This is a genomic window from Acinetobacter sp. SwsAc4 (assembly GCF_013391535.1).
In the GTDB taxonomy this organism is placed as follows: domain Bacteria; phylum Pseudomonadota; class Gammaproteobacteria; order Pseudomonadales; family Moraxellaceae; genus Acinetobacter.
The window spans coordinates 1-22,647 of sequence record NZ_JACAXC010000035.1 but is presented as its reverse complement, the minus strand read 5'-3'; the positions used below and the strand labels follow the sequence as shown (position 1 = coordinate 22,647).

At 38.9% G+C, this 22,647-nt stretch carries 23 protein-coding genes; 12 read left to right on the top strand and 11 right to left on the bottom strand.

Annotated features, from left to right (window positions below; all coding sequences use genetic code 11):
• Positions 1–2: 2 nt before the first annotated feature.
• Both HYG88_RS13540 and HYG88_RS13535 read right to left on the bottom strand, forming a co-directional pair.
• On the bottom strand, positions 3–275 hold the full coding sequence (locus HYG88_RS13540; RefSeq protein WP_004661469.1) for an HU family DNA-binding protein: 273 nt from the start codon (positions 273–275) through the stop codon (positions 3–5).
• Positions 276–440: 165 nt separating this feature from the next.
• Entirely contained in the window at positions 441–896 is a 456-nt protein-coding gene (locus tag HYG88_RS13535; protein ID WP_005160802.1) for a phasin family protein, read from the bottom strand.
• A 210-nt stretch (positions 897–1,106) separates the two neighbouring features.
• Here HYG88_RS13535 and HYG88_RS13530 point away from each other — a divergent pair, with 210 nt between their 5' ends.
• The 8 genes from HYG88_RS13530 to fdx all read left to right on the top strand — a co-directional run bounded on the left by HYG88_RS13530 (position 1,107) and on the right by fdx (position 7,238).
• Positions 1,107–1,754, top strand: coding sequence for a hypothetical protein (locus HYG88_RS13530; protein ID WP_005160804.1), 648 nt, complete (start codon positions 1,107–1,109; stop codon positions 1,752–1,754).
• Between the two features lie 107 nt (positions 1,755–1,861).
• The gene (locus HYG88_RS13525; RefSeq protein WP_005160806.1) at positions 1,862–2,335 is read left to right on the top strand and encodes an Rrf2 family transcriptional regulator; all 474 of its coding nucleotides are present in this window, start codon (positions 1,862–1,864) and stop codon (positions 2,333–2,335) included.
• A 1-nt stretch (position 2,336) separates the two neighbouring features.
• Positions 2,337–3,554 carry an IscS subfamily cysteine desulfurase gene (locus tag HYG88_RS13520; RefSeq protein ID WP_005160809.1) on the top strand — a complete coding sequence of 406 codons (1,218 nt, stop codon included), beginning with the start codon at positions 2,337–2,339 and terminating at the stop codon, positions 3,552–3,554.
• A 91-nt stretch (positions 3,555–3,645) separates the two neighbouring features.
• On the top strand, positions 3,646–4,035 hold the full coding sequence (gene iscU, locus HYG88_RS13515; RefSeq protein ID WP_004677862.1) for a Fe-S cluster assembly scaffold IscU: 390 nt from the start codon (positions 3,646–3,648) through the stop codon (positions 4,033–4,035).
• Between the two features lie 25 nt (positions 4,036–4,060).
• Positions 4,061–4,381 carry an iron-sulfur cluster assembly protein IscA gene (iscA, locus tag HYG88_RS13510; protein WP_005160812.1) on the top strand — a complete coding sequence of 107 codons (321 nt, stop codon included), beginning with the start codon at positions 4,061–4,063 and terminating at the stop codon, positions 4,379–4,381.
• Between the two features lie 84 nt (positions 4,382–4,465).
• On the top strand, positions 4,466–4,984 hold the full coding sequence (gene hscB, locus HYG88_RS13505; RefSeq protein WP_004677863.1) for a Fe-S protein assembly co-chaperone HscB: 519 nt from the start codon (positions 4,466–4,468) through the stop codon (positions 4,982–4,984).
• 38 nt (positions 4,985–5,022) lie between these two features.
• The gene (hscA, locus tag HYG88_RS13500; protein WP_178883265.1) at positions 5,023–6,882 is read left to right on the top strand and encodes a Fe-S protein assembly chaperone HscA; all 1,860 of its coding nucleotides are present in this window, start codon (positions 5,023–5,025) and stop codon (positions 6,880–6,882) included.
• 17 nt (positions 6,883–6,899) lie between these two features.
• A complete protein-coding gene (gene fdx / locus HYG88_RS13495; RefSeq protein WP_178883264.1) occupies positions 6,900–7,238 on the top strand; it encodes an ISC system 2Fe-2S type ferredoxin in 339 nt (112 codons plus the stop codon).
• A 52-nt stretch (positions 7,239–7,290) separates the two neighbouring features.
• Here fdx and HYG88_RS13490 read toward each other — a convergent pair whose 3' ends face one another.
• The 5 genes from HYG88_RS13490 to aceI form a co-directional block, all read right to left on the bottom strand.
• Positions 7,291–8,061 carry a hypothetical protein gene (locus tag HYG88_RS13490; RefSeq protein ID WP_178883263.1) on the bottom strand — a complete coding sequence of 257 codons (771 nt, stop codon included), beginning with the start codon at positions 8,059–8,061 and terminating at the stop codon, positions 7,291–7,293.
• A gap of 32 nt (positions 8,062–8,093) precedes the next feature.
• Positions 8,094–9,530, bottom strand: coding sequence for an adenylate/guanylate cyclase domain-containing protein (locus HYG88_RS13485; RefSeq protein WP_178883262.1), 1,437 nt, complete (start codon positions 9,528–9,530; stop codon positions 8,094–8,096).
• A gap of 51 nt (positions 9,531–9,581) precedes the next feature.
• Positions 9,582–10,016 carry an HIT domain-containing protein gene (locus HYG88_RS13480; protein ID WP_005160827.1) on the bottom strand — a complete coding sequence of 145 codons (435 nt, stop codon included), beginning with the start codon at positions 10,014–10,016 and terminating at the stop codon, positions 9,582–9,584.
• 195 nt (positions 10,017–10,211) lie between these two features.
• Positions 10,212–13,673, bottom strand: coding sequence for a transcription-repair coupling factor (mfd, locus tag HYG88_RS13475; protein ID WP_034602713.1), 3,462 nt, complete (start codon positions 13,671–13,673; stop codon positions 10,212–10,214).
• A 298-nt stretch (positions 13,674–13,971) separates the two neighbouring features.
• Complete coding sequence (aceI, locus tag HYG88_RS13470) at positions 13,972–14,400, bottom strand: chlorhexidine efflux PACE transporter AceI (protein ID WP_005160833.1); 429 nt, start codon at positions 14,398–14,400, stop codon at positions 13,972–13,974.
• A 101-nt stretch (positions 14,401–14,501) separates the two neighbouring features.
• Between aceI and HYG88_RS13465 the strand changes: the two genes are divergently transcribed.
• The 4 genes from HYG88_RS13465 to HYG88_RS13450 all read left to right on the top strand — a co-directional run bounded on the left by HYG88_RS13465 (position 14,502) and on the right by HYG88_RS13450 (position 18,501).
• A complete protein-coding gene (locus HYG88_RS13465) occupies positions 14,502–15,401 on the top strand; it encodes a LysR family transcriptional regulator (RefSeq protein ID WP_005160835.1) in 900 nt (299 codons plus the stop codon).
• A 102-nt stretch (positions 15,402–15,503) separates the two neighbouring features.
• Complete coding sequence (gene tal / locus HYG88_RS13460; protein ID WP_005160836.1) at positions 15,504–16,493, top strand: transaldolase; 990 nt, start codon at positions 15,504–15,506, stop codon at positions 16,491–16,493.
• 71 nt (positions 16,494–16,564) lie between these two features.
• A complete protein-coding gene (leuE, locus tag HYG88_RS13455) occupies positions 16,565–17,215 on the top strand; it encodes a leucine efflux protein LeuE (protein ID WP_005160838.1) in 651 nt (216 codons plus the stop codon).
• A 107-nt stretch (positions 17,216–17,322) separates the two neighbouring features.
• Positions 17,323–18,501, top strand: a complete 1,179-nt coding sequence (locus tag HYG88_RS13450) for a benzoate/H(+) symporter BenE family transporter (RefSeq protein ID WP_005160840.1) — start codon at positions 17,323–17,325, stop codon at positions 18,499–18,501.
• Between the two features lie 47 nt (positions 18,502–18,548).
• Here HYG88_RS13450 and HYG88_RS13445 read toward each other — a convergent pair whose 3' ends face one another.
• The 4 genes from HYG88_RS13445 to HYG88_RS13430 all read right to left on the bottom strand — a co-directional run bounded on the left by HYG88_RS13445 (position 18,549) and on the right by HYG88_RS13430 (position 22,536).
• Positions 18,549–20,381: a monovalent cation:proton antiporter-2 (CPA2) family protein gene (locus HYG88_RS13445; protein ID WP_005160842.1), complete on the bottom strand. Its 1,833-nt coding sequence runs from the start codon at positions 20,379–20,381 to the stop codon at positions 18,549–18,551.
• Between the two features lie 165 nt (positions 20,382–20,546).
• On the bottom strand, positions 20,547–20,963 hold the full coding sequence (locus tag HYG88_RS13440; protein ID WP_005160844.1) for an RDD family protein: 417 nt from the start codon (positions 20,961–20,963) through the stop codon (positions 20,547–20,549).
• A gap of 65 nt (positions 20,964–21,028) precedes the next feature.
• Positions 21,029–21,715 carry a dienelactone hydrolase family protein gene (locus HYG88_RS13435; RefSeq protein ID WP_005160846.1) on the bottom strand — a complete coding sequence of 229 codons (687 nt, stop codon included), beginning with the start codon at positions 21,713–21,715 and terminating at the stop codon, positions 21,029–21,031.
• Positions 21,716–21,822: 107 nt separating this feature from the next.
• Positions 21,823–22,536, bottom strand: a complete 714-nt coding sequence (locus tag HYG88_RS13430) for a hypothetical protein (RefSeq protein ID WP_256731753.1) — start codon at positions 22,534–22,536, stop codon at positions 21,823–21,825.
• Positions 22,537–22,647: the final 111 nt, after the last annotated feature.

Here is a 22,647-nt window from a genome sequence, read left to right as displayed (position 1 = left end):
GATTACGCAACTGAATCTTTTAAACCCTTACCTGGTTTAAAACTAGGTACTTTGCTTGCTTTAATTTGAAGCTCTTCACCTGTTTTAGGATTACGACCAGTACGTGCAGCACGTTCTTTAACGCTAAATGTACCAAAACCAACTAAAGTAACCGTATCACCGCTTTTAAGTGCTTCAGTGATTGACGCAATCGTTGCATCGAGTGCCTTACCAGCATCCGATTTAGATACTCCCCCTTTTTCAGCAATCGCATCAATTAATTCTGATTTATTCATGATAAAAAATATCCTCTTAATATCGTTTGTTAAGATCCAAGGCTATAGTTTAAAAGGCCATGCCGCCTTTATAGCAATGCTTTAGGGGAGAACGCAATACTAGAAAGGCTTTTTAGCAAAAATAAATACTCAAAAACCACATAAACAGACGAGTGCCTATATTTTTTACTTTTTATTCAATTTACTCTTTAATAGATTATTTTCTTCAATCAATGCATCTACTTTAATATGTAGCTGAACTAAAAGTTGCTCGATATGCTGGAGATCTTTTGGAGTGACTAGACCAATACGATTCAACGAATGATTCACACCTGTGTCTAAAATTTTTTCAACTTTATCTTTAGTATCCGTCACTGATTCTTTGGCTTTCTCAGTTACTTTTCCAACAGTGCTATCAGCAAAATCTACGGTCTTGGATTCTAGCTCTTCACCCACCTTGACTAAAGAGTCAAATAATTTATTTCCCTCTTCTTCGGCGCGTGAAAAAGCACCTAATCCAGCCAGCCAAATCTGTTGCGTATACTTTTTGAAATCAAGGGCAGATTTTTTAGAACTCTTTGATTTTAGCTTAGTTTTTACCTCTGCCTCATCAGTTGGGTGTTCTACATTTGAGTTGTCCATTAACCATTACTCCCAAACACTTTACAAACAGTATGTCGTATTTAACCATAAAAATGTTTTTATAATATCAAAGTTAAGACTTGATCGTTTTAAAAAACTGTTCTACAAAGCAATAAAGTCATGTAAATTATTTTTAACAATTGAGTATGGATACTCAGATTTACGTGCTTTATGAAATTTATAGTGTGATTGGCAAGGACAAAGAGACCTATGAGTGATACGCAACAAAGACATAAACACCCCCATTTGTTGCTAAACATTGTCATCATTGTTTTAGAAACTTTTTTTTCATTCATTCTCACGCATGATGCAACTTTACGCTTGCAAGCGAAAAAGCTTATCGATGAAAAAGTTACCATTCGAATCAACAGCTATATTCCTTTTTTTGACTTTTATGTCCAATTTACCGAAAAAGGAATTTTATTTGATATGAAAGCACTAGATCGAAAAGTTGATCTAGAAATAAATAGCACACTCATCGATTTGATTAAAATTTTCGTATTTAATAATCAGCGCAGTATTTACAATATGCGTATTTTAGGTGATGCAAGACTTCAAGAAGATGTGATGGATTTAATCCCTCACCTCACACTCACGAGTATATTCGCAAATTGGAAACAATGGTTCAATGCATTTGATAATGATGCAGAAGCTATTGCGTCTCAGCAACGAATCGCGCCATTGCTTGATAAAATTGATCAGCAACGCTCTGAGATCAACTCATTATTGGTTGAAGTTAAACAATATCAAAACCGTATTCACCGAATGCAAAAACGCCAGCGCCTGATCAATATTAGCTTTGCTGTATTGAGCTTTATTTTTATTGCCTTTTTTGTTTATACTATGTGGATACAATAATTCAAATATATTTCACTTTTCACACTGATAATGACAATTTAAAACTTGACTATTTTAGTCGGAATTAATAAAATTTAGACATCTAGTCTAACCATGTGTATCGAATCATGCGCCTTACAACTCGCGGTCGTTACGCAGTGACTGCTCTACTTGATTTAGCTTTGCAGCCAACTGAACAAACGATCACGCTTGCGGAAATAGCAGCACGCCAATCCATCTCAGTCGCTTATTTAGAACAGTTATTCGCGAAACTTAAGCGTCATGAGTTAGTTTCAAGCGTTCGTGGTGCTAACGGTGGATATCATCTTGCACGCAATGCTGCTGAAATCACTGTGCTAGAAATTATCGAAGCTGTAAATGAAACTGTCGATGCGACACGTTGTGACCATAAAGGTAACTGCCAAAATGGTGCAATGTGCTTAACGCATGACTTATGGCAAGAACTCTCCCACCATATTGCCGATTATCTTTCAAAAATTTCTCTTGCAGACTTAATTGCACGTGACAACGTTCAAACTGTTTCACTACGTCAAAACTCAGCAAGTTTAGATTCAGCCCTCCTATCGGTTACAGGTATTTGACATGAAACGTCCAATTTATCTTGATTATGCAGCAACAACACCAGTACTTCCTGAAGTTGCACAACGTATGATGGAATGTTTAACCTTCGAAGGGACTTTTGGTAATCCTGCATCACGCTCGCATGCCTATGGTTGGCAAGCTGAAGAAAAAGCTGAATATGCACGTGAACAAGTTGCAAACCTAGTTAAAGCAGATCCACGTGAGATCGTTTGGACTTCTGGTGCAACTGAATCTAACAACTTAGCACTAAAAGGTATTGCTCAGTTTTACGGTTCAAAAGGCAAGCACATCATTACTAGTAAAATCGAACACAAAGCAGTGTTAGATACTTGCCGCGAGCTAGAAGAACAAGGTTTTGAAATTACTTATTTAGAACCTGAACCACGTACAGGTTTAATTACGCCTGAGATGGTGAAAGCGGCTTTACGTCCAGATACCATTCTTGTTTCACTGATGATGGTCAACAATGAAATCGGCACCATTACTGACGTAGCGGCTATTGGCGAGTTAACACGTGCGAATAAAACATTCTTACACGTTGATGCAGCACAAGCCGCTGGTAAAGTCGAAATCGATCTTTCAACCATGAAAATTGATTTAATGAGCTTCTCTGGTCATAAAATTTATGGTCCTAAAGGAATTGGTGCTCTATTTGTCCGCCGTAGCCCACGTGTTCGCTTAAAAGCACAAATGCATGGTGGTGGTCATGAGCGCGGTATGCGTTCTGGTACTTTAGCAACTCATCAAATTGTAGGTATGGGTGAAGCTTTTGAAATTGCTGGGAAAACCATGCAAGCAGAACAAGAGCGTCTTCGCCACCTACGTGACAAACTTTGGAATGGCTTTCAAGACCTTGAGCAAGTGTTCTTGAATGGTCATCCGACTGAGAACGTTGCAAACTATCTAAATGTTAGCTTCAACTTCGTTGAAGGCGAGTCACTGATGATGGCATTAAAAGATGCTGCCGTTTCAAGTGGTTCAGCATGTACATCTGCAACTTTAGAACCATCATACGTATTGCGTGCCTTAGGTTTATCTGACGAGTTGGCACATAGTTCAATTCGTTTCAGTTTTGGTAAATACACAACTGAAGCAGATATTGATCATGTGTTAACAATTACCAAAGCTGCTGTTGAGAAATTACGTGAACTTTCTCCGCTTTGGGATATGTACAAAGAAGGGATTGATCTTTCAACAGTTGAATGGGCTGAACACTAATTTATAAGGTGCTCTATTGAGCACTTCATTGAAAAGTATGTTTTAACCCTCATATTAATATTAGGCTGACCCCGAGGTTTGGAGAAGCGACATGGCTTATAGCGAAAAGGTAATTGATCATTACGAAAACCCTCGTAATGTTGGTGTATTAGACAAAAATGCAGAAAACGTAGGTACAGGTATGGTCGGCGCACCTGCATGTGGCGACGTGATGCGTTTACAAATTCAAGTCGATGACAATGGCGTAATTGAAGAAGCTCGCTTCAAAACTTACGGCTGTGGTTCTGCAATCGCATCAAGCTCTCTTGTAACTGAATGGCTAAAAGGTAAAACACTTGATGAAGCTCAAGCAATCAAAAACATTGATATTGCGACCGAGCTTGCGCTTCCACCAGTAAAAGTACACTGCTCAGTATTGGCTGAAGATGCAATCAAAGCTGCGATTGAAGACTATCGTGGTAAGAAAGCGAAAGCTGTGTGATGACCGAAATAATATTGGAGTTTTCATGATCCATTTAACTGAAAATGCTGCGACTCACATCAGCAATTACCTGCAAAACCGCGGTAAGGGTGAAGGCATTCGTATTGGTGTGAAAACTTCGGGTTGTTCTGGGTTGGCGTATGTACTTGAGTTTGTCGATGATATCGATACACATGATCAAGTGTTTGAACAATTCGGTGTTAAAGTTTTTGTTGACCCTAAAAGCCTTGTTTATCTCAATGGTTTAGAGATGGATTATGTGAAAAATGGTTTGAATGAAGGCTTTGAATTTAACAACCCTAACCAAAAAGGTGAATGTGGTTGCGGTGAATCATTTACCGTCTAACTAGCAACACCCTCTTTTTTTTTCGTCAAAACAGTGTGTTCCGCACTGTTTTAACGTATTTATTAATAGCGGAATTCATCTCCCATGAATCATTTTGAGTTGTTCCAATTACCAGAAGCACTCGATATAGATTTAGCAGCTTTAAAAAAACAATTTTTAAGTTTGCAACAGCAATATCATCCCGATAAAGCCACTGACAAAGATCAAGCATTGATCAAGTCGAGTGAAATCAATCAAGCGTATAAAGTGCTCTCACAAGTTGATAGTCGTGCGGCGTATTTACTTGGCTTAAAAAAACAAGATCATCACTTGGATCAGTCCATTAGCGATTTTGAATTTTTACAATCTGCACTCGAAATGCGTGAACAGCTTGACGAAGCCACCTCTAGCGAGCAGCTTAGTACCTTAAAAGTTGAAGTTCAGCAATGGATTGACGGTTTAGTTCGTGAATTTAAAATCGATTTTGCTGAAGAAGATTGGGCTGAGGCTCGTGATACCGTTCGTAAACTACGTTTTTTTCAACGTGTCATGAATGATATTGATAAAGCTGAAGATCGTATGTTGGACGAAGAAGATAGCTTCGATCTCGATGATGATTTTTAATCCGCTGTTACCAAATATTTTCAAGGGATACCGCACGCATGGCACTTTTGCAAATTGCTGAACCTGGTCAATCGACTGCCCCGCATCAACATCGTATTGCGATCGGCATTGACTTAGGGACAACCCACTCTTTAGTGGCGACAGTGCTATCGGGAAAACCGAAAGTTCTGCAAGATGACAAAGATCGTGTATTACTGCCGTCGATTGTTCATTACGCAAAAGATTCAACGACGTTTGGTTATGAAGCCAAGCCGTTTATGATGACTGACCCCAAAAATACTGTTGTTTCAGTAAAACGTTTTATGGGTCGCTCGCAAGCAGATATCAAATTTCAGCATCCGTATACACTTGTTGGTGCAGAAAATGAGATGCCAGCATTTGAAACTGCTGCTGGTCGTAAAACGCCTGTCGAAATTTCTGCAGACATTTTAAAGCAGTTAAAAGATCGTGCCGAAGCAAGCCTCAACAACCCTATCAACGGTGCAGTGATCACTATTCCAGCATATTTTGATGAAGCACAACGCCAAGCGACACGTGATGCTGCTCAACTTGCAGGTTTGAATGTTTTACGTTTGTTGAATGAACCAACGGCTGCCGCGGTTGCCTATGGATTAGACCAAGATACCAACTTGAGCACCGATCGTAACTACGTGATTTACGACCTTGGTGGTGGTACATTTGACGTTTCTATTTTACGTTTCTCACAAGGTGTTTTTGAAGTTCTTGCGACTGGTGGACATACCGCGCTTGGTGGTGATGACCTTGACCGCTTAATCGTAAAATGGGCAAAAAAACAGCTTAATATCGAAACTTTAAGCGATGAAGAATATGCTGTTTTTGTTGTTGCAGCGCGTCAAGCCAAAGAATACTTAACAGATCATGAATCTGCTGAATTAAAATTACTGGATGATCGCCTTACTTTAGATCGCCCAACTTTTGAATCGATTATTCAAGTTGCACTCGATAAAACCATGAGTGTATGTAAACGTGTACTGCGTGATGCTAAACTTGAACTCGATGAAATCGAACATGTAGTTTTAGTAGGTGGTTCAACACGTTCATATGCCGTACAAAAAGCGGTACGCGAATTATTTGAACGTGAACCACTCTGTACGATCAATCCTGATGAAGTGGTTGCAATTGGCGCATCTATTACCGCCAACCAGCTCATTGGCAACAGTCAAGATGGTTCATTATTACTTGATGTCACGCCACTTTCTCTTGGTCTAGAAACCATGGGAGGATTGGTTGAACGGTTGATTTCAAGAAATACCGCAATTCCAGTCGCACGCCGTCAAGAATTCACCACTTATCAAGATGGCCAAACAGCGATGTTGATTCATGTGGTACAAGGTGAACGTGATTTAGTCGAGCATTGTCGTTCATTGGGTCGCTTTGTTTTACATGGCATCCCACCAATGACTGCTGGTCAAGCACGCATTGAAGTGACATTTCAAGTTGATGCGGATGGCTTACTGACAGTATCTGCGAAAGAAACCACTTCTGGTGTTCAAGCGCAAATTGATATCAAACCATCTTATGGTCTATCTGCAGCGGATACTGAACGCCTCTTGATTGAAGGTTTCCAACATGCGGAAGAAGACAAACAATTGCGCCATCTGCAAGAAACAAAAGTGGAAGCACAACGTGAGTTGGAAGCTTTAGAACAAGCGTTAAAAGCAGATACCGATTTACTCTCTCAGCAACAGGCCCGCGACTTAATTCTTGCTGCTGAAGCGTTAAAAGCTCGTCTGAAGACCGATGAGCTTGCGGCGATTGAACATGCTGTTCAACAACTTAAAATTCACAGCGATGCGTTTGCAGCACTTCGTATGAATCGACATATTGACCATGCCTTAAAAGGTACAAAACTTGAAGATTGGTCAAACTCAAACTAAAGGTATAGGTGATCAATATGCCACGTATTAAAGTTCTTCCTCATGCACTCATTTGCCCCGAAGGTGTAGAATTTGAAGTCGAACAAAACGCCAATTTATGCCAAAGCTTATTGAAACAAGGCATTAAAATTGAACATGCTTGCGACATGTCTGCGGCATGTACAACTTGCCACGTGATTGTTCGTAAAGGTTTTGACAGCCTTGAAGAAATGAACGATGTTGAAGCAGATCTACTTGATCGTGCATGGGGTTTAGAGCCTGACTCTCGCCTATCATGTCAGGTTGAAATCGTTGATGAAGATTTAGAAATTGAAATTCCGAAATATACGATTAATCATGCTTCGGAAAACCACTAAGCTTTATCCATAAAAAACTCCTCTTTATTAGAGGAGTTTTTTTAATTTAAATTTATTGACCAACATCATAATCATCAAAATATTGCCAAATAGACTCCACATGATCTCTATAAGCACCTTTATCTATAGGTAGATCATATAATATTTGCAAATCTGGATTATATTTGAGTAATTGTGCCATATTGGTCAATTGAATATTTTGCTCAAAATCCAAACTATTTTCAGAAAAATCATGTGCATCCACATGACAATACATTTGCCAATCTCCGCCTGAGTGAGATACCCAACGTATTGGCAATTTTCCATCAATGACACAAGAACACGCAATAACCCCTAAATATTGTGGGAATGATTTGTAGGCTTGCGGATTAAAATCTCTGGTGAAAGGCGTCGCATCCATCACTTCCTGATAGCCTGTAAATGCAATTCCTCGTTCCGCAAAGAAATTTTCAATATCACCATCTTGACGTTTTGCATTATTCAACCAGATCACTTGCCATTCAGTTAGACGTTCTCCACGATCAGCAGTAAATACGCCTGTTTGAGGTTCGTTAATCCAACAGCTTTGACGTATCAAAACCAAAGGATGTTCCGCTCCAGCTGTTTGTTCGGAAAACTGTTGAGCATCTTCATAACTGGAAAATGCACAATAATAATCTTGCCCCTCATATTCATCTAGCGCACTACGTTCTGGATGACACCAAACTCGATATTCAAGAACATCATCATAAAAATAACCTGCACCTGACTTTACCAAAGCAGGATACTCACCCACCATGTTCTCATCAATAGCCAATGGATACTGTGAAACGAATGCAGACATATTTCAACTCTATAATTAATTATTGAATATTTTTATCTTACTTCATCATCCAAAGTCAGTTTTGGAATACCCTGAGCATTGGTAATTTTTTGTTGTGTTTTGATACGCTGAACCATATTCTCCAAAATTTCAACCAATTCTGGATATTCATAATTCTGCACTTCCTCTAAGTTCAAAACCAGATGAAAACCTTTATAATCGAAATCAAACCATTTTTGTGTATCGGATTTCTTACCTGTGAATTTTTCCATTACCTGCCACGTTTTAACAGGTCCTTGAATCCCTTTTAAATAAATTGGCACTTTCGGTACACATAAAAATTCATTTTTAATTAGCTGATGGGTATCATCCGCAATCAGGATTTCATCTACTTCCGCAGCAGACTGTAAACGCGCCGCCAAGTTTACATCACGTCCCACAATGGTATAGGCCATACGGTGTGAAGCCCCATAGTTCCCAACGTGACAGTAACCCGTACTAATACCCATTCGAATGTGCAACGCTGGATAGCCCATTTTCTTCCAACGCTCACGCAACAATTTCATTTGCTGACGCATTGCGATCGCCATTTCTACACATGACTTCGCATCTTGTTCAACACCCTGAGAATTTGGATCACCGAAGAAGATGAGAATCGCATCGCCCATAAACTTATCAACGGTTGCTTCATACTGTTTTGCTATTTCAGTCATATGACTTAAATAATCATTAAGTAAAAAAGCTAAATCATCTGGAATAAGTGTTTCTGAGAGTTCGGTAAAACCTTGAATGTCTGAGAAGAAAACCGTTAATTTTTTACGTTTATATTCAATTTTTGCCTCAGCCTCACCCCGCATAATCGATTGCCATAACTGAAGTGGCGCATAACGACTGAGCTGGTTGGCAAACGCAATATAGCGCGTCATTTGATTATGATAATGCTGGCGTTGCTGTCCCAGAATATTGAGACGGCGGTGCTGATAGTAATTACCAATCACAATAAACATCATCAAACCAAATAAACTAACGACAGTCAGTTCTGGATTTGTAGGCTCGAAATATTCTTCAGCAGCAAAAATTGTAAAAGTACAGAAGTAAAAAGTAAGAACACCGATCAGTCCGATTAAACACGCAACAGGGAGTGTAATTTTATTATTTAAACCAACATAAAGAAGCCCAAATAAAATCGTAAAAGTAGGAACTAAACTTAGGTGTAACCCTGCAAGTACAATTGCAACGATGACCGCTTCAAAAGCAAAGAGTACATTTTTTTGAGTATTTTTATCATATTTATACTGAAGCCATTTTTCTAATTTGGGACAAATAAGAAAATGGATCAATAAAAAAGGAAGGATGTAAAGCTGATAGTTAGCACTGGGAGAGGTAAATGCATAGATGACTAAAATCAGTGACAAGATCGAATATCCCATCAAACGATGAAAATAAGCGAACTGTCTAGGTTCTTTATCTATTAACCTATCTAGTGACACCCTACCCTCCTTCCTTGTTATAGAAGACTGTTTTTTATTCTATTTTCTAAATCAGTCCATACGCCAGTCAAATGGCATATCGCCTTGACCACGCAATGCAAGCATTAATGTTTGACGCATATGTGCGAGTACATCATTGCTATAAGGTACGGCTGGCGTTCCCCAAACTGGTTTAGGCCATGCAACATCATTTTGATAACGTACAACATGATGAAAATGCAGTTGTGGCACGACGTTACCGAGTGCTGCAACATTCATTTTGTCTGCACGGAATACGCGTGCCAATTGGCTCGATAACCAGCTTGATTCACGTAAGAATTGCTCTTGATCAGCTTGGCTTAATTCATATAACTCGCTAATTCCCGGTACACGTGGTACAAGAATCAACCATGGAAATTGCATATCATTCATTAAACGACATGTTGAAAGCGGAAAGTCGCCTACAAAAAATGTATCTTGAGCAAGTTGTGGATGCAAACTAAACATATCTTTATAAATGATGCATAATAATGATGATCAATACTATCACATCAGTTTTGATGTGAATATTATTAGTCGCCTGTTTGATTACAAATAACAATGATTTTCCTTATTTATTACATCGACATCAGACAAAAAACAAATTCTTTGCTTAAAGGGAATCCAAGCTGTTCAATTCGTCAGCAAAAATATACTTTTCAACTAACTATGTAGCTCATTTAGCAATTTATTTAACAAATCAACAATAAACTGAATCCGCTTATCATACTCAACCAATTGCACTGTGACCTTCAAACGCTGACCTCCTTCCATACGATAATAGGTTGGATTGTTTTGCATTAACTGAATAATGCTGATCGCTTGCACTGGTGTGTCTGGTGAAAACTCGATATAGCCACCATTATTATTCACATCAATTTTGGTAATCCCGAGTTGTTCTGCCTTCAAACGTAATTGATGTACGCTAAACAATTGTTTGACCGACTGTGGTGGAATGCCAAAGCGATCAATCAACTCCATACGGATGTTGTCGAGCTTCTCTTGTGTATCCGTATTACTAATGCGCTTGTAAAACAACAAACGCTGATGTACATCTCCTAGATAATCATCTGGAATCAGCGCAGGCATATGTAGGTTAATTTCAGCAGTTAATGATAAAGGCGCATCAAAGTTTGGCGTTTTACCTTTTTGGATGGCTTTGGTCGCTTTCTCTAGCATTTCCATATACAAGCTATAACCAATTGCCTGCATCGAACCACTTTGCTGCTCACCGAGTAATTCACCAGCCCCCCGAATCTCCAAGTCTTCAGTTGCAAGCATGAATCCTGCGCCCAATGTTGAAGCACGTTGAATGGCATCAAGACGTTTTTCCGCATCGCCTTTGAGATGTTTTAGCGATGGAACCAATAAATAGGCATACGCTTGGTGGTGCGAACGTCCAACACGACCACGCAATTGATGTAACTGCGCTAAACCCAGTTTGTCTGCACGTTCAATAATAATGGTATTGGCATTCGGTACATCAATACCCGTTTCGATAATGGTTGAACACACAAGAACATTATATTCTTTGTGATAGAACTGCTGCATGACCTGTTCCAGTTCACGTTCGCGCATTTGTCCATGTGCAACTGCAACACGTGCTTCTGGGACTAAATTACGAATCGTTTCTGCTGCTCTTTCAATGGTTTCAACTTCATTATGTAACAAATAAACCTGACCACCACGTAACAACTCACGCAAAATCGCTTCTTTAATTGAGTCATCCGTATGTTCTTGAACAAAAGTTTTGACGGCTAAACGGCGAGCGGGCGGCGTTGCAATAATCGAAAGATCTCGCATCCCAGAGAATGCCATATTCAGAGTTCGTGGAATCGGTGTCGCAGTTAAAGTCAACATATCCACATCAGCGCGTAAAGCCTTGATTCGTTCCTTATCCCGCACCCCAAAACGATGTTCCTCATCTACAATCATTAAACCAAGGTTTTTAAATTGCACATTCTCTTGTAGGATTTTATGTGTACCAACGACAATATCGACTCTACCCTCAGCCAAATCCTCAATGGTTTTGAGATAGGTTTTATTACTACCAAAACGAGACAGCACTTCAATACGAACGGCCGTATCAGCAAAACGATCTTTAAAGGACTCATAGTGTTGCTGTGCCAATAGCGTAGTAGGAACTAATACCGCAACTTGCTTGTTGTTTTGGACTGCAACAAAAGCTGCTCGCATCGCTACTTCTGTTTTACCAAAACCAACATCACCGCACACCAGACGATCCATTGGTTTGGCCAGTTGCATATCATGTAAGGTCGCTTCAATGGCGTTGGCTTGATCTAAAGTCTCTTCATAGGCAAAGCCACTAGAGAATTGCATATATCCAGTATGATCGAGCTCAAAAGCAAAACCTGGTTTCGATTGACGACGGGCCTGAATATGTAACAACTCAGCCGCAACATCATGGATTTGCTCTAAAGCTTTCCGCTTGGCTTTACTCCATGTATCTGTACCTAATTTATGTAAAGGTGCTAAGTCAGGATCGCCACCACTATAACGGCTGATCAGGTGTAAATTGGTGACAGGCACATAAACTTTTGCACCATCTGCATAATCGAGCTGTAAAAACTCATGATCCTGTTGATCAATTTCTAAGGTAATTAAGCCTGCATAACGTCCAACACCATGATCGATATGTACTACAGGCGCACCAATACTGAGTTCAGTTAAACTCCGAACAAGAAATTCTTCAGAAACTTCTTGCTGACGCTTACGACGTCGCTGCACTACCCGATGTTCATAGAGTTGATTTTCAGAAATGACTGAGAGTTGATTGCTGAGCACGAGTCCACGATCTAATGGCGCGCTTGTGATTGCAACTTGTAGCTTGTCTTTCTGAAATTGGACAAAACTCTCTACATTTTGAATTTCACCTAGAACTGAACGTAATGCATCTTTTAAGGTTTCACGCCGACCTGCACTTTCTGCTACCAATAAAACAGGATGTTTAACTTGGTCGATATAATGTTTAACTGCTTCAAAGGGCTGTTCTTTTTTAGGATCAACTACAAGCTTGGGTGGTTGTTCTGCTGCAAGATTTAAAACACCTACTTTTTCGTCAAATGCTTCTGCTGAAGCTAAAATCCTTGGAAATTGGTTTAATGCCTGTAACACATGATTTGGCATTAAAAAAAGCTCTTCAGGCGGAAGAATTGGTTGGTCGATGTTATGACGGCGATCTTCATAACGACGAACCACTTCTTTCCAAAAATTGATTAATTCATCTTCAACTTCGTTATTTGTAATGACAACGCAATTCTTTGGTAAGTATGTCATAAGCATACTTTGCGCTTCCATCACCTTTTTCTCAAAGAATAAAGGTAAATAGAACTCTAATCCTGGTGTTGCAATTCCTTCAAGTACATCTTGATAAATTGGGTTTTTCTTAGGATTCGCAGTTGGAAAACTTTCTGCGTAACGATCTCTAAAGATAGAACGTCCCTCTTTTAAAGGAAATTCTTTTGCTGGTAAAACAGTGAAGTTTTTTAAAGACTCAGTGGTTCTCTGCGTTTCTGGATCAAAGAATTTTAAGCTTTCAATTTCATCATCAAATAAATCAATTCGAATCGGTTGATCTTGTCCAGATGCATAAATGTCCATGATACTGCCACGAACTGCAAATTCTCCATGATCATAAACAGTATCAACCAAACGGTAACCCGCCTGCACCAGTTGCTTTTTCTGTGCTTCCAAATTAAGTCGTTGACCAACTTTAATATCAAAGTGTTCACCAACCACCCATGAGTACGGTGCAACACGTTGCGCTAAGGTACTGGCAGAAACCAGTAGAATACCCTTTTGTGGCATATTCGCTAAAATCGCCAAACGTTCAGAAACAATATCTTGATGCGGAGATAAACGGTCATAAGGCAAAATTTCCCAATCAGGAAAAATCGTTGGTTTTATTCCGTAAAATTCAAGTTCACTTTCGAGCTGAGCAAGATGCTGATTATTTCTCGCAACAATCACATATAGATTTGAACTTTGCGTGGCAATTTCTTTAAATAATAATGCTGCTGATGATCCACGTAAGGAACCAATCCAGCGCTTTTCGCCTGCTTTGAATTGTTGTAGGTTTAATTGAAAGATTTCTTGTTGAAACATAGAGAAAATCATGTAATCGAAAAGACAATGCGCTTAGTTTAGCATGGAGTTTTTTTAGGGATGTGAATTTTCTATTCTGTTTGAGATCTACTTAGGCTATTTAGCTTCTAAGACAATTGATCAGCTACCATATAGATTAATATATAAAAGAAATAACGAAACCATGAATTATCACAAAAGTTTTCCAGAAATGATCCGTATCCATAAAAAGTATCAAAAATTCTTTTTATTTTAATCAATTATGTGCTTTTAAGGCATTGTTTAAAAGAGTCTACTAAACAATGCCTTTATTTATATATCAAGATGCAAATTTCACATCAGGAAAGAAACGCTCTTCTACCATGTCATAACACCATTGGAAGATAAAGGTATAAACCAAAATACACATCGTTAGACCAAAATCTAAAATTAATGCATCAATAAAGCTCATCTTCATCATATAAGCAATAATTGGAATGGTCGCAAGCATCAAACCACCCTCAAAACCAACCGCATGCAAGATACGCACAAGAATCGTTCGTTTCCACTGATATTTATGTTCAACTTTCTCAAAATAATGGTTAAAAATCATATTCCAAATCACTGAAATGATGGCCATGATTACACCTAGAATACCAGTCACCTCTAAAGGCATACTAAAAATAAAACTTAACGCAATTGCGATGATGACCAATAAGATCACTTCATAGCTAATTGCATGAATGAGTCTTCTTCTGGAAATCAACATTTTCTAACACTCTTTTATTTGGATACGCGCCATTTTATTTTTATAATTTTGATTAATCTAATCAGGTTCTTTCAATTTTTTTGATAGATTAGTTTTGACAGATGAATATTAATCAAGAACAACTTCTAATGTTTCAGACCGTAATCGAAACAGGTTCATTTTCGGCTGCTGCGCGGAAACTCGGCAAAGTTCCTTCGGCAGTGAGTATGTCAATTGCCAATTTAGAAATTGATCTGAATCTCAATTTATTCGAGCGAATTGGACGTGAACCTACACCAACACCTGCGGCAATGGTTTTATATGAGAAAACTCAAAAACTTTTGATTGAAATCAATCAATGGAAACAACATGCTCATGCACTCAGCGCTGGACTAGAGTCAACTTTAAACATTGTCGTGGTTTCTGAATTGCTACATACCAATTGGACCGATTACATTACCTTGCTTGAACAACATTTCCCAAATCTGACCATTAATATTTTTTCTGCTCCTCAGGAAGATGCTTTACAGATGTTACTGGATCAGTCTGCGCAACTTGCACTGATGTTTGAACGAGAACAATTAGATAGTCGTGAACAATTTGTTGAATTAAAACGAGAAGCTCTTGTTCCTGTGATTGCTCAAAGTCATGCTTTAGCTCAATTTGAACAGATTTCATTTGAGCAAATGGTGCAGACTCGCCAAATCGTGGTCGCTAGCCGTGACCATAGCATTAAACCTGAATTGTTATTTTCTAAAGATTATTGGCGTACAGATCATCATCATTCTGCTTGTATGATGATTCTTCGGAATTTAGGTTGGGGAGTTTTGCCCTTAGAAATGTTTAATGAAAACGCAGAATTAAAGAAAAAACTAAAAGTTTTGCAACTTTATGATTTCACACCTAAGTTTGAATACTATGTTGATTTAGTCTGGAGTCGAGAAAGCAAGTTAGGTGTTGCTGCTAGATTTTTGATTGAGCACATTCGACAACAACGGCAACAACCTAGTAAAAGCGACTAAATTACTCAGATTTAAATGTATTGAAAGCGATGCTTTGCTTTCCTGTAGATTGTGCTATAAAGAAGTTATCCATAATTTTGTTTAAGTAAGAACGCTATATCAATGACTCAGACTGCATTACACCAATTAAAAAATTTAACAACCGTTGTTGCCGATAGTAGTGATCTAGAAGCGATTGAAAAATTTCGTCCCTTAGATGCAACAACCAATCCATCACTTATTACAGCAGCGGCTGAACAACCTGAAAGTAAGCAACTGATTGAAGAAGCTTATACACAAGCAAAACAAGAAGGTTATCAAAGTGATGAACTGATTGAACGCACCATTGATATTTTGACAGTGAAGTTTGGTGTTGAAATTTTAAAATTGATTGATGGGCGTGTTTCAACTGAAGTCGATGCTTCTCTTTCTTATGATACTGATGCGACGATTGCCAAAGCGCGTGAACTTTCTAAACTTTACCAAGGTTATGGTATTGAGCAATCTCGTATCTTGATCAAGATTGCATCAACGTGGGAAGGCATTCAAGCAGCTAAAGTTTTAGAGGCTGAAGGGATTCCATGTAACCTCACCTTATTGTTTGGTTTGCATCAGGCTCAAGCTTGCGCAGATGCAAAAGTAACCCTAATTTCTCCTTTTGTTGGTCGTATTCTGGATTGGTATAAAAAGGCTGAGGGCGTTGATCAATATCCAATTGAAAAAGACCCAGGCGTATTATCGGTTAAGAAAATCTATAACTACTACAAGCAACACGGCATTCCAACACAGGTCATGGGGGCAAGCTTCCGCAGTACCGCACAGGTTTTAGGTTTGGCAGGTTGTGATTTATTGACCATTGCGCCAAATTTATTGGCACAACTGGATCAGGATCAACAAACGGTTACAGCGCAACTCAGCAACGAAGCCGCACAACAGGCGGAAAAAATTGAACGTTCTGCCCAGACCAAAGAAAGTTTTAAAGCTGAACTTGAGCAAGATTTAATGGCTTTCCAATTACTACAAGGTGGTATTGATGGCTTTATCAAAGCACGTGATCATTTGAGTTTATTACTGCGTCAATCTTTTGGTATTGATGCAGAGATTCGACCTTAATTAGTTTATTTTTCACCTATAAAAACCGATTTTTGTTATATTAGCGAAAATCGATTTTTAATGAGTAGATTGTGTTCGGCATAACAGATTTAACCACTTTCATTATTGGTACAATCTTAATTGTGTTATTGCCTGGCCCAAACTCTTTATATGTCATGTCGGTTGCTTCACGCTATGGTATTCGTACAGGTTATGCTGCGGCATGTGGCGTATTCACAGGTGATTCTATTTTAATCCTGTGTACGGTCTTAGGTGCGGCATCATTATTAAAAGCCTTCCCGATTTTATTTATCGTTTTAAAATTAACAGGCGCTTGTTATCTCGCCTATCTAGGCTTCAAGCTATTACAAAGTGCCTATCAGACATGGAATAAGCCTGCACACCCTACAGAAATGGCTGATTTACCTCGTTTAGACCAAATTCATCCCTATCGTACCGCACTCAGTATCAGTTTACTCAATCCTAAAGCGATTCTGTTTTTCCTATCTTTTTTCGTGCAATTTGTACAACCCAATTATGCTTATCCAGCACTCAGCTTTCTGAGCTTAGCCATTATTGTGCAACTGGTCAGTTTTACCTATCTGACTGCTCTGATTTTTTCAGGTGTTAAATTAGCAAACTTTTTCAAACATAATTACAAACTTGCCGCTGGAGGTGTTTGTAGCGTGGGTATTTTATTCTTTATTTTTGGATTACGACTAGCAACCTCTACCCTTGCATAACTCTGTTTTGATCATATGATCAATTAATTCAATCATTTTTAAACTACGATTTCCGCTGAATTAACGATATACTTTTCAACAAATTTTAATCAAGTATAGATGCCTTGATGCAACGTCTAATTCAAGATTTTTCGATTCCTGCCGTTTTTGCTGGCTTTATTACCTTCCTGATTGGAATTAGCGTTTCTGCTGTATTAGTGATCCAAGGCGCACAATCTTTAGGTGCAAATACAGCACAAATCAGCTCTTGGTTTTGGGCATTAGGTTTAGCGATTGGATTATCAGGACTCATCTTATCTTGGAAATATAAATATCCAGTTGCTACAGCATGGTCAACCCCAGGGATTGCACTGATCATTGCATCGACTGGCCATTATGATTTGTATGAAGCAATTGGTGCTTTCTTAATTTGTGGCGTCGCAATCGCAATCGTTGGATTTTCAGGCATTTTCCAAAAGTTACTGGCGCATATTCCTCAAAGCCTCACCTGTGCGATGCTTGCTGGGATTTTATTAAAATTTGGGATTCAAATTTTTAGCAGCTTAGAAAGTCAACTCGGCTTTATCTTAAGCATGTTAGCAATTTATCTTGTGTCAAAACGCTTATTGCCTCGTTATAGCATTGTGCTGACAGTGATTTTAGGAGCGATGATTTGCCCGCTCTTTATTGATTTTCAATTACATTCAATCACTTGGTCTTTTACTCAACCTGTATGGATGCAACCTTCATTTTCATGGTCTGCATTACTGGGTCTAGCCTTACCGTTGTTTGTCATCAATATGACTTCACAAAATTTGCCCGGTATTGCCATGATTAAAAGCTATGGTTATCACCCACACGTCAATCAAATTATAGGCTGGACAGGCATTGCACATACGATTTTCGCCCCTTTTGGTTGTTTCTCGATCAATTTAGCCGCGATTAGTGCAGCAGTCAGCTTAGATGATCAAGTGCATCCTGATCCGAGCAAACGCTATATTGCAGGTATAAGCTGTGGTTTGTTTTATATTTTAATGGGGCTTTTCGCTGCAACCTTAGTCAGCTTACTCATGTCATTTCCGCCTATTTTTATTGTTGCACTTGCAGGTATTGCCCTATTTGCCACGATTAGCCATAACATTGCAGTGGCTTTTGCAAACGTAGAAGAACGAGAAGCAGCATTACTCACCTTTTTATGTACCACATCAGGAGTTCAATTTTGGGGAATTGGTTCTGCATTTTGGGGGCTTTTATTGGGTATTTTTGTTTTAGTTTTATTCAAATTTAAATTAAAAAATAAGTCTTAGTCTAGCTAGCTAAGACTTATTTAAATCCATTTTATTTCAAAATCGATTTACCTATCTTCTACATCCTTTTCAGTTTCTTCACCATTTAAAATTCGTCCTGCTTGTTTAGGTCGAATCAATGGTGCTGTAGGTCGAGGATGAGAATGTGAGTATTGTAAACCCACCCCAGCATAGACATCATCCGCAGCAATTTCAGTTTCAAAACGCTCATTATCACGTTCTCGAATTTCATTTGAGATCATACGAACCTCATGTTCATCGACACCTAATTGCTCTAAAATGACTTCACCGAATTTAACCGCAGATTCAAAGGTTTCACGAATCATATAATCGACTTTTTGTTTGACCAAATGTAGTGAATGCTCTCGATCATAAGAACGAACCAAGACTTTGGCTAATGGAAATTCATGTGTCACCAATTCCACAATTCGATTGGTTGTTTGTTTACTGTCGACACAGATGACGATTGCTTCTGCCGCCGAAGCCCCTGAAGCATGTAAAATATCAAGACGACAGCCATCGCCATAGTAGATTTTAAAACCAAATTTTTCTGCGTTTTGAATCATGTCGATGTCATTATCAATAATTGTCACATCAACCCCTCTTGCCAAGAGTAATTGACTTGTCACCTGACCAAAACGACCAAAACCAATCATTAGAATACTGCCACTTAGACCTTCAGCTATATCAACATTATCAAGAGAAACTGAATCTTTGGTTTCGGTAAATCGTTTAAAAAGAATGCCTAAGATTGGGGTTAATACCATAGAAAGTACAATAATTGCTGTTAGATTCGACTTAACTGTATTATCAATCACCTGAGCAGTGAGCGCCGCAGAAAACAGAACAAAAGCAAACTCACCGCCTTGCGCCATCAATAAGGCACGATCCAAAGCTTCCGTATGCCGACTTTGGGTTATTCGCGCAACGATATAAATCATGAGTGATTTCGCAAACATCATTGCAATAACGCCACTGACAATCAGTTGCCAGTTTTGCTTCACGACCGATAAATCCAGTGACATTCCAACACCAAGGAAAAAGAGCCCCAATAAAATTCCTCGAAATGGTTCAATATCGGCTTCAATTTGGTGTCTAAAAGTTGATTCTGATAGCAACACGCCTGCAAGAAATGCCCCCATTGCCATGGATAAGCCACTAACTTGCATCAATAAAGCAGCACCCAACACCACTAAAAGTGCTGCAGCCGTCATTACTTCTCGTGCTTTTGCCGCAGCAAGCAATCTAAATAAAGGATTGAGCAACCAATAACCTGCGGCGATTAAACCTGCAATTGCAATTAAACCAATGCCAATATTTTCTAAACGTGCTGAGGTACTTTCCACCACATGATTCGGTGCCATAAAAGCAACAATTGCCAGTAATGGGACAATTAATAAGTCTTCAAATAATAAAATCGCAACAATCTTCTGGCCTTGTGGCTGGGCAATATCCCCACGATCTCCCAGTAACTGCATCACAATAGCTGTTGAAGTGAGTACAAAACCAGCAGCTCCAATAAATGCAACTTGCCATTTAAATCCAAATAAAAGCCCAACACCTGTCAGTGCTGTCGCACAGGCTACAATCTGTAAAGTGCCTAGACCGAAGATTTCACGTCTGAGTCCCCATAAATGTGAAGGCTGCATTTCCAGCCCAATCACAAACAGGTACATGACGATTCCTAATTCTGCGATGTGTAAAATTGATGCGGAGTCTTGGAAGAAAGCAAAGCCAAATGGTCCAATGATCAAGCCTGCAATTAAGTAACCCAGTACCGAACCCAAACCTATTCGTTTAAAAATAGGGACTGCAATCACAGCTGCAGCCAATAAAACCACGGGTGCAATTAAGCTGATTGAATGTGCCTCTGAACTCATACTGTTCTCATTTTTATCAATGCGATTTTATTCTATGTGAAAGCTTAAAAGACTGATATATCATTTATGAGACATAACCTCTCAATTCATTTATTTTCATGTGGATAGAAACAAAAAAGCCGTCAACCATGACGACTTTTTTGTGTTCATCTTGAAAATCTAAAGTTACAACTCACGTACAACTACACTTTTTGCGATTTTGTCATGCCAGCCTTGTTTTTTACTATCGAATGCAATCCAGATAAAACCGAGAAAGAAAACCAGCGTAGATGGAAAATAACCAATATAACGAAGAATAGCTTGCCCAACCGTGAGGTTTTCGCCTGTTTTTTCATCCAGTACCTTTAAACGTAATAAACGTTTTCCAGGTGTTCCTGCAAATTTTACCCAGCATACAATATAAAAAACTGCACCAATAATCTGGCCAAGCCAATCTGACCATGTCCAGCCTGTAAAACCACTTGCAGCATTTGGTGCGATAATCATCATGATCGGAATCAAAGCGACAATCAGAATAATCGAATCAATAATAGACGCAAGAAAGCGTATCCAAAAACCTGCATATTCGTATGTATGTGACATTTTCCCCTCTCATTTTTTTCTATAAGAATCAATATTTATACGTGATATTTGCCTAAGCGTATCATTTATACCGTATTTTGTTTTAATTCACGATCAAAAAATTCAACTGTGCGTTGCCAAACCACCTTTGCTTCAGGTAGACCACGACTGACACTGCGGAAACCATGCGGCATGTTATAGGTATAGGCTTCAACCCGATCACCCAGTTGCTGAATCAGTTTGTTGCGCTTGGTTGCCGGACAGAATGGATCAACATTTGACCAATGCCCCTGCAAAATGCGAATGTCATCCAGAGATTCTTTTTTCGGTACACCTGCACCTTGAATTCCCAGTGAATGATGATAAACCACAGGTGCTAACATATCTTCGCGCTTTGCCATTTGAATGACGTAACCCCCTGTTAAACATTGACCTAACATACCCAAGCGACCATTTGAACGTGGATCAGCTTTTAACGCATCAAGTAACACATGCATTTCTTTATTCATATCGCTATCGGCAGCATTGATTCGCCCAGCCTTACTGACCATTGCCCGAATACAATACTTGACTGCACCACCACTAAATAAATTGGGTACATAAACCAGATAGCCACGATTTGCCAAGTCCTGCGCATCTTCCCGATACACATCCAGTATGCCAAACAACTCATGCAGCAATAGGATTGCAGGGACTTTTTCTGACGTCTGTGCAGGTGCATACACTTCAACTTCGATTTTACGTGTCGGTAATGTAATTGTTTTTATTTCCATTTCAGCTATCCATTTTTTTAAATCGCTTTTATATTATTTTTGACAATATTAATTGTCAAATAAAAAAGGGCATCAATAGATGCCCCAGCTAAGATTAGAGTAAATTTTTAAAATTTCAGTATACCATTGGCAGTTAATATTTTCGTTGGATCAGCTTGTTGAGAAAGTTTTACATCTTTAAATGTTAATGTACGGTTTGCTGTGTCCAAACTTAATCCAGGGCATACCGAAGTTTCCGAAGCATATGTTCCACATTGATACCAAGTCATTGAACCTAGTACAAATGAGATATAAGTAGCAGTCGCATTAGCTTTGGTAATCGTTATACCATCCTCTAGTGGTGGATTTGCTTTATGGGCGAACTGTACATTTACAGTTTGATTAGATGCGTTAAACTGCCCAACTCTTGGTGTCGCCCATACAGTTGAGTTATGTTCGAATATCAATGGCGAAGCTAATCCAGTAATGGTGATACAACCCCATTGATTGGTACTATTTGCACAGCTTGTAGCAGGTGTCGGTGTAGTCGATTGACTGTTATCTAAATGCATCAACAGACTATTATTTTTAACTGTTAGATCTTGCGTTGTCCCACTGACTGCTTTTAATACAGTATTATTAAAATAGAAGCTTTTTGCAGGTTTGGAATTGATCTGTCCATCTTTTACGGTTACACCATTACAGGCAGGATTTGTTCCCACACCACATGCCCAAGCATAACTATTATTTTCAACAGCAACACTTTTCACAACTGAATTTTCAACCGTGATTTTTACATTTTCTTTTTTATCAGCATTAAAAAATGTCTCTGTACACGACAAATTTCATAGAGCCCTTGTCCTATCAGGCTTTTTCTTTCTTAAAATTGCGAGCACTTTCTTAAATTCTTCTTTTTTTCCAAAACCAATCAAACGTAGAATAGCCATCTGAAC

Excerpts from the sequence above, each read along its gene's own strand:
- HYG88_RS13540 (WP_004661469.1), bottom strand. The coding sequence starts at position 275 with ATGAATAAATCAGAATTAATTGATGCGATTGCTGAAAAAGGGGGAGTA.
- HYG88_RS13535 (WP_005160802.1), bottom strand. The coding sequence starts at position 896 with ATGGACAACTCAAATGTAGAACACCCAACTGATGAGGCAGAGGTAAAA.
- HYG88_RS13530 (WP_005160804.1), top strand. The coding sequence starts at position 1,107 with ATGAGTGATACGCAACAAAGACATAAACACCCCCATTTGTTGCTAAAC.
- HYG88_RS13525 (WP_005160806.1), top strand. The coding sequence starts at position 1,862 with ATGCGCCTTACAACTCGCGGTCGTTACGCAGTGACTGCTCTACTTGAT.
- HYG88_RS13520 (WP_005160809.1), top strand. The coding sequence starts at position 2,337 with ATGAAACGTCCAATTTATCTTGATTATGCAGCAACAACACCAGTACTT.
- iscU (WP_004677862.1), top strand. The coding sequence starts at position 3,646 with ATGGCTTATAGCGAAAAGGTAATTGATCATTACGAAAACCCTCGTAAT.
- iscA (WP_005160812.1), top strand. The coding sequence starts at position 4,061 with ATGATCCATTTAACTGAAAATGCTGCGACTCACATCAGCAATTACCTG.
- hscB (WP_004677863.1), top strand. The coding sequence starts at position 4,466 with ATGAATCATTTTGAGTTGTTCCAATTACCAGAAGCACTCGATATAGAT.
- hscA (WP_178883265.1), top strand. The coding sequence starts at position 5,023 with ATGGCACTTTTGCAAATTGCTGAACCTGGTCAATCGACTGCCCCGCAT.
- fdx (WP_178883264.1), top strand. The coding sequence starts at position 6,900 with ATGCCACGTATTAAAGTTCTTCCTCATGCACTCATTTGCCCCGAAGGT.
- HYG88_RS13490 (WP_178883263.1), bottom strand. The coding sequence starts at position 8,061 with ATGTCTGCATTCGTTTCACAGTATCCATTGGCTATTGATGAGAACATG.
- HYG88_RS13480 (WP_005160827.1), bottom strand. The coding sequence starts at position 10,016 with ATGTTTAGTTTGCATCCACAACTTGCTCAAGATACATTTTTTGTAGGC.
- mfd (WP_034602713.1), bottom strand. The coding sequence starts at position 13,673 with ATGTTTCAACAAGAAATCTTTCAATTAAACCTACAACAATTCAAAGCA.
- aceI (WP_005160833.1), bottom strand. The coding sequence starts at position 14,400 with ATGTTGATTTCCAGAAGAAGACTCATTCATGCAATTAGCTATGAAGTG.
- HYG88_RS13465 (WP_005160835.1), top strand. The coding sequence starts at position 14,502 with ATGAATATTAATCAAGAACAACTTCTAATGTTTCAGACCGTAATCGAA.
- tal (WP_005160836.1), top strand. The coding sequence starts at position 15,504 with ATGACTCAGACTGCATTACACCAATTAAAAAATTTAACAACCGTTGTT.
- HYG88_RS13450 (WP_005160840.1), top strand. The coding sequence starts at position 17,323 with ATGCAACGTCTAATTCAAGATTTTTCGATTCCTGCCGTTTTTGCTGGC.
- HYG88_RS13445 (WP_005160842.1), bottom strand. The coding sequence starts at position 20,381 with ATGAGTTCAGAGGCACATTCAATCAGCTTAATTGCACCCGTGGTTTTA.
- HYG88_RS13440 (WP_005160844.1), bottom strand. The coding sequence starts at position 20,963 with ATGTCACATACATACGAATATGCAGGTTTTTGGATACGCTTTCTTGCG.
- HYG88_RS13435 (WP_005160846.1), bottom strand. The coding sequence starts at position 21,715 with ATGGAAATAAAAACAATTACATTACCGACACGTAAAATCGAAGTTGAA.